Genomic DNA, 14125 nt, shown 5'->3' with positions numbered 1-14125 from the left:
ACACCGCACACCGCCGGGTCCACCCGCGCTCGACCGGGATTCACCGGGCCTCGGCGAAACTGCCACGGACATCGCACCGACGAAAGAGCAGGCGACATGGTGGACAACCAACCGGAACGGGCAGACGGGGTGCCACACGTGGTCATCGTGGGAGGCGGCGTCGCGGGTTTGACCGCAGCCTTCTACCTTCGCGAGGCATCGGTACGGATCACCCTCCTCGAGGCGTCGTCGCGGCTCGGCGGGAAGCTGGCCGCGTCCGAGGTGGCCGGTGTCACCGTCGACGAGGGGGCCGAGGGGCTGTACGCGCGGCGTCCCAAGACAACCCGGTTGCTCACCGCAGCCGGTCTCGGCGACCAGCTGGTCCTGGCCGGCGCCACCGCCACGGCGATCTGGACGAGGGGCGCACTCCGGTCGCTGCCCGCCGGCCAGTTCATGGGCGTGCCGTCGGACATGGACGCGCTCGCCCGCTCCGGCATCGTCTCCGCGGAGGGCGTGGCCCGGGCCCGCAGGGACGTCGATCTGCCCCCGACCGAGCGGAACGGCGACGTTTCCGTCGCGGCGTACGTCTCGGAGCGACTCGGCCGCGAGGTGCTGGACCGTCTCGTCGATCCCTTCCTCAGCGACGTGTGCGCCGGCCGCTCCGACGAGCTGTCCTTCGAGGCCATGCTGGCTCCCCTGGCCAACGCGTCCCGGAAGCACCCGTCACTGACCAGGGCGGCGGCCTCGCTCATCCCGCCGCCGCCCCCGGACGGGCAGGAGCCTCCGACCGGCATCGGCACCCTGACCGGCAGCCTCGGGAACCTGGCCACGGTGCTGGCCGCGGCGGTGCGCGCCGACTCGACGGCAGCGACCTTGCGGACCGGCGCGGAGGTCACCGCCCTCTCCCCCGGCGAACACGGCTGGCGGCTCACCGTCTCCTCCGCCGCCGGGACGGAACATCTGACCGCGGACGCGGTGATCGTCGCCGCCCCGGCCGGGCCCGCCGGCCGGCTCCTGGCCGGGGTACCCGGTGTCGCCCCGGCCGCCGCCGAGCTCGCGGAGATCCCGTACGCGAGCGTCGGGATCGTCACGCTGGCCTACCCGCGCGGAGCGTTCCCCGGCGGTCTCGCCGCACGCGGGTTCTGCGGGTACCGCGTGCCGGCGGTGGACGGGCGGGCGGTGAACGAGGTGACCTTCTCGACGGTGAAGTGGCCGCATCTGGCGGGCGAGGTGGAGATCCTCCGGTGCTCGATCGGACGGGTCGGCGACGAGACGCTGCTGCAGCGCGACGACGCCGACCTCGCGTCGCTGGCCGCCGCCGAGGTGGCCGAGGCCACGGGCGCCGTGGGTGCCCCGGTGGCGACGCGGGTGACCAGGTGGGACAGCGCACTGCCGCAGTACACAGTCGGTCATCTGGACCGGACGGCCCGGCTGCGTGCCGCGCTGACCGCTCATCGCGGGCTCGCCGTGTGTGGCGCCGCGTACGACGGGGTCGGCGTCGGCACGTGCATCGCCGACGCGCGCAAGGCCGTCGACCAGGTGCTCGCCGTGCTCCCGAGGACCGCCGCGACAGCGGCCTCCTCCTGATCGTTCCTCCGAAGTCCCCGGCCGGGCCGGGGTGGCGGTTGCCACCCCGGCCCGGTTGTGTGCGCACTGCTCGCTGACGTCGGCCGGCACAACGACCCACGCCCGGACCGATGGTCCGGGCGTGGCAGAGAGAGAGGTCAGCTGAGCGCCGGCCCCGGCTGGCTGTCGAGGAGGCGCCCGATCGCACCGGCCAGGTCCCCGACGGGATCCGTGGCGGCGCCCATGCTGCGCCACGCGACGTGGTTGTCGGGCCGTACCAGGATCGCGCCCTCATCCGTGATCTCCCGGACATCCTGCCACCGGCCGTCGGTCCCCACGTACTCCCCGCCGGCCCCGATCGACGCGGTGACGATCGGGACGGAGAACTTGGTGGCAACCTCCGCGGCCGCCTCCTGCCAGGGTGCCGCCTGCGGGCCGGTGATGAGCACGAAGCCGGTCGACGTGCCGGTGAGGTCCTGGGTGGACAGGACGCGGCCGCCACCTTCGATCCACGCGTGCGGCAGCACGTGGCCGGGCCGCGTCGTCGGGTGGTACACGTCCCGCAGGGGCTCCCGCGGCGGCGGCTGGCTGCCGTCGGGGATGACCGCTCCCTCCTCGTACGCGAAGCCGATCTCCACGTCGTGCGCCTGGCACCCACCCCGGTGGGTGGCGAAGATCTCCGCCGACCGGGCGCGCGCCGCGACGGCGAGCGGAGACGGGTCGACGAGCGCGGCGAACGACCTGTCGCGGCGCGGCTGCGGCGTGTGCTGCCCGAGGCCGATGGCCTCGAGGATCGCGTGGTGGTGCAGGGCCGCGGACACCGCCCAGTCGACGTTGTGCCGCCCGATCGGGTGCCGCTCCGCCTCGTACGTGTCCAGCAGCCTGTCGTTCGCCCCGCCGCCGAGCACCGCGGCGAGCTTCCACGCGAGGTTGTGCGCGTCCTGGATCCCGGTGTTCAGCCCCAGGCCGACGGTGGGCGGCTGCCGGTGCACGGCATCGCCGGCGAGCAGCACCCGGCCCACCCGGTAGCGGTCGGCGACCAGGGACTCCACGGCCCAGTTCGTCACGTGGTGCAGCGTGAGTTCCAGCTCGGGCAGTCCGAGGACCTCGCGGATCTTGGGCACGATCGTCTCCGGCGGGAAGCGCTCCGGGTCGCCCGGCGGGAAGTGCAGGACCCACTCCTCGCAGTGCTTGCCCCAGGTCGGTCCCATCTCGATGAGGTTGCTGGACAGATCGGGGTCGTAGGGGTTGAGGAAGTGGGTGAGGAGCGTGCCCTCCTGCCACCACGGCGACAGGTCCGCGGTGAAGTACGCGGTCGTGACCTGGAGAAAACCGGGAAGACCTTCCATCCGTACGCCGAGCGCGGCGCCCACCGTGCGGCCGCCGTCGGCCGCGACGAGGTAGCGCGCCACGACGGTGGTGACCTCACCGGTGTCGACGTTGCGGACCTCGGCCACGACCCGGTCGCCCTTCTCGGCGAAGCCGACCAGCTCGTGACTGAACAGAATCCGGCCCGGATTGCGTTGCTCGGCGTGCCGGCGCAGGATCGGCTCCAGCCGGACCTGGGGCAGCTTGACCGGCATGACCGGCCCGGCCACCTCGTAGGTCTCGCGCAGCTCACCGCCGCCGAAGGCGTCCATCTCCTGGACGACGATGCCGTCGAGCGGCCGGTCGCCGCCGAGCGACGTCAGCCACCGGAGCTTTCCGAACTCCTCGATCGACGCCCCGAGTTCGGCCACCTCGCCGTCGAGCCCGTGCTGACGGAAGATGCTCATGGTGCGCTGGTTCAGATAATGCGCCTTCGGCATTCTCGATGTCTCCGAGTGCCGTTCCACCAGCAGATGACCTACGCCGTGGTCGGAGAGGAAGACAGATGCGGACAAGCCGCATCCACCGCCGCCGACGATGAGAACCGGGACCTCGATTGTTGCCATTGCCGTCCTTCCGGAAGATGACTGTACCGGTCGTGACGCGCTGGTGTCGCGACGGACATCGAACCGCTACGCCGGACCCGCACGGACGCCTCGCAGTTTGACGAAAGCCTCTTTAGTCCCGGTCAAGGACCGATGGACGCCACGGCGCCGCGGTGAGCCGAGCACGCCGCTGAACAGCGGTTTCCGCCCGCGTGCCGCCTCAGTTGAACGATCGGCGACGACGGCGGTCCGGCTCGGTCGCCACCGGGCGACGGCCCATTTCGTAGCGTTCCCGCGAAGCCGCCGGCGATGGTTGCGAGTGGCCGAGGAACCGTTGTACGGTCGGCCGCGATGGTCGCCGGCCCGCCATCGTCCGATGATTCCCCACCTCATTCGCCGCACCATCGTCCCGTGCGGCGGAACCGCCTGGAACGGCGATTTCCGGAAGTTATGAGGGTGTCCATGAACTCATCCTTCAACAATTATGCGCAGAGGCGGGAAGGCCCCGCGCGTCCCGTGATCGGAATCAGCGCACGAACGGTTCCGGTGACCGTGCAGGGCCTCCAGACAACCGTCAGCCTCGCGCTCCAGTCCCACGTGGACATGCTCGCCTCGGCGGACGGCATCCCGCTGCTGGTGCCGCTGGTGTCCGGCGCCGAGCGCACGGTGCCCCAGCTCGACGGACTGCTGGTGCCGGGCGGCCCCGACGTGGATCCGGCGCTGTACGGACAGGAACGTCATCCCCGGACCCGGTGCGGCAGCCCGGAGGCGGACCGGGTCGAGCTGGCCCTGATCGAGGCCGCGCTCGACGCCGGCCTGCCCGTCCTGGCCATCTGCCGCGGCATGCAGCTCCTGAACGTGCTGCACGGAGGCACGCTGCACCAGCACCTGCCGGAACTCGTCGGCCACGACGGGCACAGTCCCGAGACCGAGACCTTCACCCTCGGCCGGACCCGCCTGGACCTGCATGCCGGCAGCGCGATCGACGGCGTGCTGGGCAACGACGTCCCCGAGGCTCGCTGCCACCACCATCAGGGAATCGACCGGGTCGGCACGGGCCTCACGGTGACGGCCGAGGCGCCGGACGGTGTCGCCGAGGTGGTGGAGGCGGCAGCGCATCCGTTCGTCCTCGGGGTGCAGTGGGAAGCCGGGCAGGACGACGACGAACGGCTGCACCATGCGCTCGTCGGCGCCGCCCGCAAGGGCCGATCCGCCTCGTCACGAGAGCGTGAAGGCCGGCTCCCCGCTCGCGCCTCGCATCCGTGACGCACCGGGCGATCCGGATCTCTCTCCCCGTTCCCCGAAAGAGCCGCCCCCATCCCCAGGAGAATGCCATGGCACCGCGGATGAACAACCCTTCACTGGTCGTGCCGGACGCCCTGCTGCCGCTGCTCGACCTCGCCAAGGCGATCAACCAGATCGGCGTGCCGGTGCGGACGCTCGATCTGGTCCGCATGCGCGTCAGCCAGATCAACGGCCGGGTCAACATCCTGCCCACCGATCCGGACGCTGCGGCCCAGATCGATCAACGTCTGCACAAGGTGGACGCCTGGCACGACGCCGACTGTTTCACCGAATCCGAACGCGCCGCCCTGGCGCTCGCCGAGGCCGCGACGCGCCTCAACGACAAGGAGGACCCGGTGCCGGACGCCGTCTGGAACGACGCCGCCCGGCACTTCACCGAGCCGGAACTCGGTGCGCTGATCCTGCACATCGGCCTCGTCAACATGTGGAACTGCGTCAACGTGTCCACCCGGCAGGCGCCGGGTGACTGGCGCTGAGCCACGGCACCCGAACCACTGAAGAAGGGAACTCCTTTGTTGCGGCTCATCAACACCGGGTTGGGCAGGACCGGCACCACGTCGCTGAAGGTCGCGTTGGAACGTCTCGGTTACGGGCCCTGCTACCACATGTTCGAGGTCGTCAGCGATCCGCACCGCCTGGGCCAGTGGGAGAAGGTCGTCTGTGACGGGCAGCAGCCCGACTGGCCGGCCCTCTTCGACGGCTTCACCTCAGCTGTCGACGGCCCCAGCTCCATCTACTACAAGCAGATCGTGCGGGCCTTCCCGGAGGCCAAGGTCGTTCTCACCATCCGTGACGGCGAGGAGTGGTACCGCAGCACCCACGACACGCTGTACCAGTTCGCCGTGCGGAACAGTGAGAACCGCCCGCCGGCCGGTTCCATGCCGGCCCGGGTGCACCGCCTCGTGAGCACGATGGTGTGGGACGGCCTGTTCGGTGGACGGTTCGCCGACAAGGACCACGCCATCGAGGTCTTCCGCAGGCACAACGAGGAGGTCGTCAACTCCGTCGAGCCGGACAACCTTCTCGTCTACGACGTCAAGCAGGGATGGGAGCCCCTGTGCGCGTTCCTCGGGGTGAAGGTGCCGGAGGACGACTTCCCGCGCGCCAACGACAGGGAGTCGATGCGCCGGACCATCCGGCAGGTGGGCGACGGCAAGGGTCCTGTCGCCGCCCGCTGAGACACGGCGGTACCGGTCGGTGAGGCAGAGCCAGTCGCGGCTCTGCCTCACCGACCGGTACGACCCGTTGCGGGCCGGTTCACGAGCAGCCCTGACCGATGTCGACGGCACGACTGGTGAGGACGGCGAGCAGCGTCCTCGCCTGGACGTTGACGTAGCGGCTGTGACCTGCGAGCCATCCGAGCTGGCCCGGAGTGATCCAGTGGTAGCCGGGCGGCGGCTCGGCCGGCGTCGTCGACTCGTCGGTGGCGACGACCAGGTAGCGGCTCTCGGCGTTGAGGAACCGTCCGCCCTCCTCGGAGTGGATCGCGGCGTACCGGATCCGGTCCTGGGGTGCCTCCAGCATCACGTCGAGGAACGGCGGACGTTGCGAGGCCAGCAGGTGGAGGTAGTTCGCCGGGACGCACTGAACGGTCGGCGCGAGTTCCATGGTGTCGAGGAATCCGCCTTCGACCCGGGCATGAACGAGCAGGTGCGGTACGCCGGCGAACGCGCGGTACGCGAAGGCCACGACGCCCTGGGCCACCGGTTCGAACAGCGGCTGACTCCAACTCGGGACCTCCCGGTTGGCTCCCTCCACGGCGACGGCCAGCACCTGGAAGAACCTCTGGTCCTCCCGGTGGATGGTGTACTCGTCCCGGACCCAGCCCGCCACCTCGGTCAGGGGGATACGGCGGGCCCGGACCTCGTGGAGTGCCCGCTTACCGGTGATCCAGGAGTGCAACTCGACGTCGGACGAGAGGGCCTGGTGCTCGGGATACATCACCGGTGCGCTAGCCAGCACGGTCCGCGCATCCATGTTCACGACGTTGTCGTGCTGGAGAAGCCGTCCGAGCTGACCCAGGGTGAGCCACCGGAAGTTCTCGTCGACCGGCACGTCGTCCTCGACCTCGACGATCATGTTGCGGTTGCGCTTGCGGTAGAACCACGCACCGTGCTCCGACTGCAGCACGTCGGTGATCACCATCCGGGGATCGGGACGGAGAAAGTACTCCAGGTACTTCACCGCCGCCCCGCCGTGAGCCTTCGTGTAGTTGCTACGTGTCGCCTGCACGGTGGGCGACAGCTGGACCAGGTTGGGGTTGCCCGGCTCCACCTTCGCCTGCATGAGGAAGTGCAGCGTCCCGTCGAACTCCTTGGCCAGAATGCCGAGGATGCCGACCTCCGGTTGCACGATGATCGGCTGCTGCCACTCGGTGCCGATGTCCGGCCGGGCGACATGCAGGCCTTCGACGGAGAAGAAGCGTCCGCTGCGGTGTCGCAGGTTCCCGCCGGTCGGACTGAACGACCACCCGTCCAGCTCAGCGAAGGGAATCCGGCGCACCCTGGTACCGCAGGCCACCGTCTCGGCGGCCAGCCAGCCCGGCACGTCGGCCGTCTTGATGCCGGCGCCCTCGGTCGCTGCCGCCGAACGCGCCAGCCGTTCCGTGAGGGCGGTGCCGGAGCGAGGTCTGAGCAGTACGGCTGAGGTCACGGTCGATCACCACTTTCTGGCTCGCGTGTTCCGCTTGCGGCGGTGCCGACGATGCGAAGGCCGCTGGGCAGTGGTGGCCCCAGCCCTTTCCCCACCGCTGTGCGACGGGCCGCGGAGAGACAGTCCCGATGGGGCAATCCGTCTGTGTCTCGGCCATAGTGCAGTGGCCCGCGATCGGCCGGCATCCTCCACGTTGCCCCCCGGGTTGCCGGACTCGATCGCCGACAGAGGAAGCCGCGGGCTTGACGGACCGGGCCGCGCCGAGCATGGTTCGATGAGGTGCCGGATCGGCGCGAGCCCTCTCCGCTGAGGGAGGGCCGTGTCCCGACCGGCCGGGAGCACCGCCGTCCCGGCTCGGTGACGTTCAACTGCATCAATATTCGCAGTTGAAAGCGGCACCTTACGCCGTGTTCGTGCCGACGGGGCACGCTACGACAACCCGGGACGGGGCGCGGCCAGCGCCAGCCCACGTCGATCCTCCTGCCACGCGGCCGGCGCCTGGCGTGCCGTGACGGCCGGGCACCCGGTGAGCGGTGCCGGCGCAGGCGGCGGCACCAGGTCGGGCAGGGCGAGCAGCACCGGCGGGTCGATCGGCCGGCGGCGACGCAGACGGACCGCGGCGCTGGTCACTCCACCTGCGGTCACCGTCACCGACGGGTGCATTCCGACCAGTGGGGCGTGCGGCCGCCGCGCGTCGAGTCCGGCGCCGTCGGCCACCGCCACCGCGTGCACGATCCAGGTGCCCTCGGGAACGTGCGGCAGGCGGTAGCACGCCGGCCGGCCACCGGGAACGTCGACGATCACCGCGGCGGCCGCCGGGTGCTTCACGGTCTGCGTCCGGAAGGCGCCCAGATACACGCGCGCGTTCCCGTGCCCCTCCGGCAGGCTGATCGTCCCCGCGACCGCGCCCGAGGGACCGTGCGGGGTCGGCAACGCGCCCGGCAGCTCGATGCCGTCGATCTGCGACAGACGCCGGAAACGGCCGGGTGACAGGCCGACGCTGGAGGTGAAGCAATTGCTGAACGATCCCAGGCTGTTGTAACCCACCGACACGGAGACATCGGTTATCCGCATCGACGTGTCAATGAGGAGCCGTTTGGCGTGGTGTATGCGAATGGCGGCCAGAAAGCGCCCGGGGGTGATTCCGGTGGTGTCCCGGAACAGGCGGGCGAAGTAGAAACGGCTCAGGCGGACGCTCTCCGCCACCTCGGTCAGCGACAGCGGTCGGTCGTAGTGCTTCCAGAGATACTCGACGGCACGTTCGACTGCATTTTCCATGGGCACCTCACTACATCCGTGGCAGCCGTCAGCATCCCCTCGGGCCGTCGGGATCAGCTCGAGCACCGCTGGTGCCCGGCTCCGAGCAGCAAATCCCGGACCTGAAGCGCCGGAAACCAATTCGGCACCCCGGGACCGCCGACGTGAGGCCGGGCCGCGAGCCAGGACGCCCGCCATTTCCGCTCGGCAGCGCCGGCCCGGACAGCCGGCCGGCGAATCTTCGCAACACTCCGCGCCACCCTCACACGACGGTGCGGCGCGGCGAATGATGGATCCGTCGGATCTCGAACCGGAAGGCGGCATCGATGATCGGTGGCACGCCTTTCGCCGGCCCATTCACCAGATCCTCCATGCGGCGCATCAGGTCGGAGCAGCATCATCGACCGACCACGGCCCGCGACAATTCGTGGCTCTGCGGAGATGAGGAGCGAACCGGCCCGGTTCGCGCGACAGGGTCACCGGTTACCGCCCGATTCCTGGCGCGGCTCGTCCTCCTATTCGCCGGAACCCGGCGCTGGTCTTCCCGGAAGTCGAACCGGCCCGGAAACGACGCTGCTGCGAAGTCGCTGCGGCGGCCCGGCGATGCGGCCGGAAGCGGGGCGGACGTTGCAGACCGTGATCCGCCGGCCCTCCGACGCGGTCGCCGCCGGGTTCGTCGGCCGACCCGCCGCCTGGCGCGAATTCGGTTGCCCAGGGCACCTGACGAGCAGTTGTGACGAACGCCACCGGTGTGGATCACGGCCTGCACCGACGCGGACCGGGCACCGATGAGGCTCGCCGCGAGCTGGCCCGAGCGGGCGCTTTCCGCTGCTTCGACGCGGCCCCCGGAGGCCGCCGGCCGCACCCCGGCAGCAGCGCGGGAACCGGCGGGCGCCGAGTCCGTCGAAGCAGTCTAAAGAGGACGCGTCCCAAATCTCGACACATCGGCTTCTCGCAGCTCAGCCTCCGGCTACGCGATCCCACGCCAACTTTTGCAGCGCATCAGGTAAGCGGTCGGGTACGATAAACCCGCAGTTCCCCGGGACCACCGGATCACACCACAATGCGTAATCGCGTGCAGTAATCCAGTTATTCGATCTTGTAGGGGGAGACTCATCGAGTAAAAAACTTGCACCCGTTACCATCGGCGCCGAGCCGGGCCTTGTGCCCCAATCGCGCCTATTTTCACATTCGCGTGAATAAAATCGTTGTGTACCGAAGACGCATCAGTCAAGCATTTGTTATGTCACGACGGAGAGCTCGGCCACAGCAATCCGAAACGGGGCAGGAGATTATATGGAGAAGAATCAGAAGCCACTCAGTATCGGGCTGCTCGGCCCACTGTCCCTACGTTTCTGCCGGACGGCGGTGACGGCAAGCGCACCGAAACAACGACAGGTTCTCGCTCTTCTCGCGCTCAATGCGGGCCGCGTCGTCACCGTGCCGACACTTATCGAAGAACTGTGGGGGGACCGCCCACCACGAAGCCACGCCACCACGTTGCAGACGTACATTCTGCAGCTGCGCAACGCTCTTGCCGCCGCCGGCTGCGGGAATCTGCGGGCACGGCAGATCATCAGCACCCGCCACAACGGTTATCTGCTCGAGGACCACGCCTGCGAAACGGACGTCGAGGTCTACACCCGCCATCTCGTCGCCGGTCGCGAAGCGGCCGAATCAGACGATCACCGCCGGGCTTCCCATGAATTCAGTCGCGCGCTGCAGGTATGGCGCGGCTCGGCACTGGTCGACGTCCGAATGGGGCCGATACTCGAGATCGAGGCGGCTTCGCTGGAGGAGAGCCGGCTCGGCGCGCTGGAACGCCGGATCGAAGCCGACCTCGCTCTCGGGCGGCACTCCGACCTGCTGGCCGAGCTGACGCTCCTGACGGCCCGGAATCCGATGAACGAGAACCTCTGTGCCCTGCTGATGACAGCCATGTACCGCGCCGGCCACGTCGGTCGATCGCTGCAGGTCTATCACCGCCTTCGTGCCGTGCTGAACGACGAGCTCGGCGTCGAACCAGGCCCGCGGGTGCAACGACTCCTGGCCGCGATCCTCGCCGGCGATCCGGGGTTGGAGGGCGGCGTCACCGCCATCGCCTCGTAGACCTCGCCGCCGGCGCGGCGATCCGGACCGCGTCAGGCACGACCGCTCCTCGACCGGACGTCAACCAGCCAGCCGCACGTTGGCTGCGGATTCATCCGTGCGGGCCCACTGAGGAGAGCGCCATGCGCAAGGTCGTTTCGCGGGACGGTACGACGATCGCCTATCGACGAGCCGGCGAAGGGCCACCGATCGTCTTGCTGAACGGCGCGTTTCGCGATCACACGATCTTCGACGCCCTCGTGCCCGAGCTGGCACCGTACTGCACCACGTTCGTCTACGACCGCCGAGGACGCGGGCAGAGCGGTGACTCGCCCGTCTACGCGGTCGAGCGCGAGATCGAGGATCTCGCCGCGGTGATCGAGGAGGCCGGCGGCAGCGCTGTGGTGTTCGCCGGTTCGTGCGGCGCGAACCTCGCGCTGGAGGCGGCGATGGCGGGTCTGGCGATCACGAAGCTCGCACTGCACGAGCCGTACTTCCGGGTCGACGGTCACCCGAAGCCGCCCCTCGACGCCGCCGACGCGCTCCGGACGCTTGTTGCCGACGGCAGGCGCGGCGAAGCGGCGGAGTACTTCCTCACGGTGCTGATGGGACTGCCGCCCGAGGCGATCAGCCAGTGGCGGCAGGGCCCGCTGTGGGCGACGAACGAGGCGAACGCCCACACGCTCGCGTACGACACGGCAATTTGCGGTGACTTCGACGTCCCGGTCGAGCGGCTCGCGGCCCTCCGGACGGAGACGTTGGTCGTCAACAGCGACGGCACCAGTGACTGGCTGCGGGCGGCGGCGCAGGCGACGGCGAAGGCCCTGCCCAACGGCTCCGGACGCGAACTGCCCGGATCCTGGCACCGGGTGGAGACCGAAACCCTCGCCCGGGTCCTGGTCGAATTCGTCAAGGCCTGAGGCTCACCGGCGCACGGAAGGACGCTCTTATGGAACCGTCGGCACACGGGCCTTCCCGTCCGGATCGGCCCGACACCCGTCAGGAATCGAGAAGCAACCGGGCACCGTCTGTCAGTAGCGTGACACGCATGGGAGTCAAGGTTTCACAGTGCTTCGTCGCCGTGGACGACCACGAGAAGGCAATTGCCTTCTACCGGGATGTCCTCGGTTTCGAGGTGCTCAAGGACATAGCGTTCGAGGGACTGCGCTGGGTGACTCTCGGTTCGGCCGCACAGCCTGACGCCGACATCGTCCTCCAGTCCCTTGTCGTCGATCCGGAGACTTCGCCCGCCGACCAGCAGGCCCTCGCAAGCCTTCTGGCGAAGGGGTTGCTGCCCGGTCTCGTGTTCCGTACCGACGACTGCGACGCCACGTTCGAGCGCCTCCGCGAAGCGGGAGCGACGGTCACGCAGGAACCGACGGATCAGCCCTGGGGCGTTCGCGACTGCGCCGTCCAGGATCCCGCCGGCAATGCGCTGCGTTTCGCCCAACCGCGTTCCCGATGACTGCTCGGGAGCGTTGTTCCCGGGGCGAATGCGAACGCGACTGATTCCGACTCCCTCGCTTTGTCCCACTCATCGCCTAATCCAGGACGGAACGGATGATCGAAGCCAGGAACCTTACCAAGCGCTACGGCGACAAGACCGCGGTGAAGGATCTGTCCTTCACCGTCGGCCCCGGCAAGGTGACCGGATTCCTCGGGCCCAACGGCGCCGGAAAATCGACGACGATGCGCCTGTTGCTGGGCCTCGACCGTCCCGACGGCGGCAACGCCACCATCGACGGCAAGCAGTACCACGAACTCGCCACGCCGCTGACCGTCGTCGGCTCGTTGTTGGAGGCCAAGGCCGTGCACCCCGGCCGCAGCGCGTACAACCACCTGCTCTGCCTCGCCCAGTCGCAGGGCATCGGCAAGAAGCGGGTGAACGAGGTCCTCGACCTCGTCGGGCTGACGGAGGTAGCACGCAAGCGGGCCGGCGGCTTCTCCCTCGGTATGGGGCAGCGTCTCGGGCTGGCCGCCGCCCTGCTCGGCGACCCGTCCGTGCTGATCCTGGACGAGCCGGTCAACGGGCTCGACCCTGAGGGCATCCTGTGGATTCGCACCCTGATGAGGAAACTGGCGGCCGAGGGGCGAACCGTGTTCGTCTCCAGCCACCTGATGAACGAGATGGCGGTGACCGCCGAGCATCTCATCATCATCGGACGCGGCCGGTTGGTCGCCGACTGCCCCACCCAGGAGTTCATCGAACGCGGCAGAAAGCACACGGTCCTGGTCCGCAGCCCGCACGCCGACCTGCTGGCCGAGGCGATCACGCGTGAGGGCGGCGAGGTGACCCGCAACGGCGACGGCGAACTGAGTGTCCAGGACATGACGGCGGCCCGGATCGGCGAGATCGCCTCCGCCGGGGGGCACGTCCTGCACGAGGTCGTGCCGCAGCGAAGCACATTGGAAGAGGCGTTCATGGAACTGACGCGCGAGAGCGTCGAGTACACCGGTACCGGTGGCACCGGATCCACCCGCGAAACCGTCGCCCCCAACTCCCGAGGAGCTGCCCGATGACCACGGCCACTGCTGACGTCACCACGACACCGGTGGCCAGTCGCTCCGGGTTCGGCCAGGTGATGCTCTCCGAATGGACGAAGCTGAAGTCGGTGCGGTCGACCGGATGGTCGCTCGCCCTGCTCGCGGTGCTGTATCCGGCCTTCACGGCGCTGTTCGTCGGCCTGACCGTCGCCTCGTGGGATCAGATGACCGAGAGCGACCGGGCCCTGGCCGCCTCGGATCCCGCCGCCGTCATCCTCGGCAGCGGCTTCCTGATCAGCCAGCCGGCGATCTGCGTCCTGGGTGTCATGGCGATCGCGTCGGAGTACTCGACCGGCATGATCCGTGCCAGCCTCCTCGCCGTACCGCGGCGGATGCCGCTTCTCGCCGCCAAGGCCGTGGTGTTGTGCCTGCTGGTCCTGGCCGTGAGTCTCGTGGCGGCGTTCGCCTCCTTCTTCGTCGGGGCCTCGATGCTGGCCAGCAAGGTCGACGTCTCGCTGGGCGACCCCGGTGTGGCGAGGGCCGTGGTGGGCACGGCGCTGTACCTGGCCGTGCTGAGCCTGTTCGCGTTCGCCATCGGCGCCATCGTCCGGCGCACCGCGGCCGGCATCACCAGCGTGATCATGTTCGTGCTCGTGCTGGCTCCGCTGGTCCAGCTGCTGCCCGGCAAGGTCGGTGAGTACGCCCACGCGTACCTGCCCACCGAGGCCGGAATCCTCATCGGGCAGGCCACGAAGCTCCCCGGCGATCTGCTCACGCCGTGGCAGGGCTTCGGAGTGTTCTGCCTGTGGACCGCCGCGTTGCTCGCGCTCGCAGCTGTCCTGCTCAAGCGCCGAGACGCCTGACCGACGACGGAACCCGTG

At 69.4% G+C, this 14125-nt stretch carries 11 protein-coding genes and 1 pseudogene; 9 read left to right on the top strand and 3 right to left on the bottom strand.

The genetic code is table 11. From position 1 onward, the window contains the following. Window positions 1–27: 27 nt before the first annotated feature. Window positions 28–1566: pseudogene (gene hemG, locus O7607_RS23380) on the top strand (protoporphyrinogen oxidase); the annotation flags it as partial. 137 nt (window positions 1567–1703) lie between these two features. Here the strand turns inward: hemG and O7607_RS23375 are convergent. Continuing rightward, window positions 1704–3479 (bottom strand): FAD-dependent monooxygenase, encoded by a 1776-nt coding sequence (locus O7607_RS23375; protein WP_269705326.1) that lies wholly within the window; start codon window positions 3477–3479, stop codon window positions 1704–1706. A gap of 525 nt (window positions 3480–4004) precedes the next feature. Here O7607_RS23375 and O7607_RS23370 point away from each other — a divergent pair. The 3 genes from O7607_RS23370 (at window position 4005) to O7607_RS23360 (ending at window position 5941) form a co-directional block, all read left to right on the top strand. Then, window positions 4005–4724, top strand: a complete 720-nt coding sequence (locus O7607_RS23370; protein WP_269705325.1) for a gamma-glutamyl-gamma-aminobutyrate hydrolase family protein — start codon at window positions 4005–4007, stop codon at window positions 4722–4724. Window positions 4725–4792: 68 nt separating this feature from the next. Further along, the gene (locus O7607_RS23365) at window positions 4793–5239 is read left to right on the top strand and encodes a carboxymuconolactone decarboxylase family protein (RefSeq protein WP_269705324.1); all 447 of its coding nucleotides are present in this window, start codon (window positions 4793–4795) and stop codon (window positions 5237–5239) included. A gap of 36 nt (window positions 5240–5275) precedes the next feature. After that, window positions 5276–5941, top strand: coding sequence for a sulfotransferase family protein (locus O7607_RS23360; protein ID WP_332367318.1), 666 nt, complete (start codon window positions 5276–5278; stop codon window positions 5939–5941). A gap of 79 nt (window positions 5942–6020) precedes the next feature. On the opposite strand, the gene O7607_RS23355 is transcribed toward O7607_RS23360, so the two are convergent. Then, a complete protein-coding gene (locus O7607_RS23355; RefSeq protein ID WP_269705320.1) occupies window positions 6021–7415 on the bottom strand; it encodes an NDP-hexose 2,3-dehydratase family protein in 1395 nt (464 codons plus the stop codon). Window positions 7416–7844: 429 nt separating this feature from the next. Next, window positions 7845–8759: a helix-turn-helix domain-containing protein gene (locus O7607_RS23350; protein ID WP_269705318.1), complete on the bottom strand. Its 915-nt coding sequence runs from the start codon at window positions 8757–8759 to the stop codon at window positions 7845–7847. A gap of 1209 nt (window positions 8760–9968) precedes the next feature. On the opposite strand from O7607_RS23350, the gene O7607_RS23345 reads away from it, so the two are divergent. The 5 genes from O7607_RS23345 to O7607_RS23325 all read left to right on the top strand — a co-directional run bounded on the left by O7607_RS23345 (window position 9969) and on the right by O7607_RS23325 (window position 14107). Next, on the top strand, window positions 9969–10781 hold the full coding sequence (locus O7607_RS23345) for an AfsR/SARP family transcriptional regulator (RefSeq protein WP_269705317.1): 813 nt from the start codon (window positions 9969–9971) through the stop codon (window positions 10779–10781). A gap of 122 nt (window positions 10782–10903) precedes the next feature. After that, on the top strand, window positions 10904–11680 hold the full coding sequence (locus O7607_RS23340) for an alpha/beta fold hydrolase (protein ID WP_269705316.1): 777 nt from the start codon (window positions 10904–10906) through the stop codon (window positions 11678–11680). Between the two features lie 128 nt (window positions 11681–11808). Continuing rightward, complete coding sequence (locus O7607_RS23335) at window positions 11809–12225, top strand: VOC family protein (RefSeq protein WP_269705315.1); 417 nt, start codon at window positions 11809–11811, stop codon at window positions 12223–12225. Window positions 12226–12320: 95 nt separating this feature from the next. Next, window positions 12321–13280 carry an ABC transporter ATP-binding protein gene (locus tag O7607_RS23330; RefSeq protein ID WP_269705314.1) on the top strand — a complete coding sequence of 320 codons (960 nt, stop codon included), beginning with the start codon at window positions 12321–12323 and terminating at the stop codon, window positions 13278–13280. Then, window positions 13277–14107, top strand: a complete 831-nt coding sequence (locus tag O7607_RS23325; RefSeq protein WP_269705313.1) for an ABC transporter permease subunit — start codon at window positions 13277–13279, stop codon at window positions 14105–14107. Before O7607_RS23330 ends, O7607_RS23325 begins: the two co-directional genes overlap by 4 nt. Window positions 14108–14125: the final 18 nt, after the last annotated feature.

The organism is Micromonospora sp. WMMA1949 (assembly GCF_027460145.1).
Taxonomy (GTDB): Bacteria; Actinomycetota; Actinomycetes; order Mycobacteriales; family Micromonosporaceae; genus Micromonospora.
The sequence above is the reverse complement of the archived record's forward strand: the minus strand, read 5'-3'. Positions and strand labels throughout refer to the sequence as shown.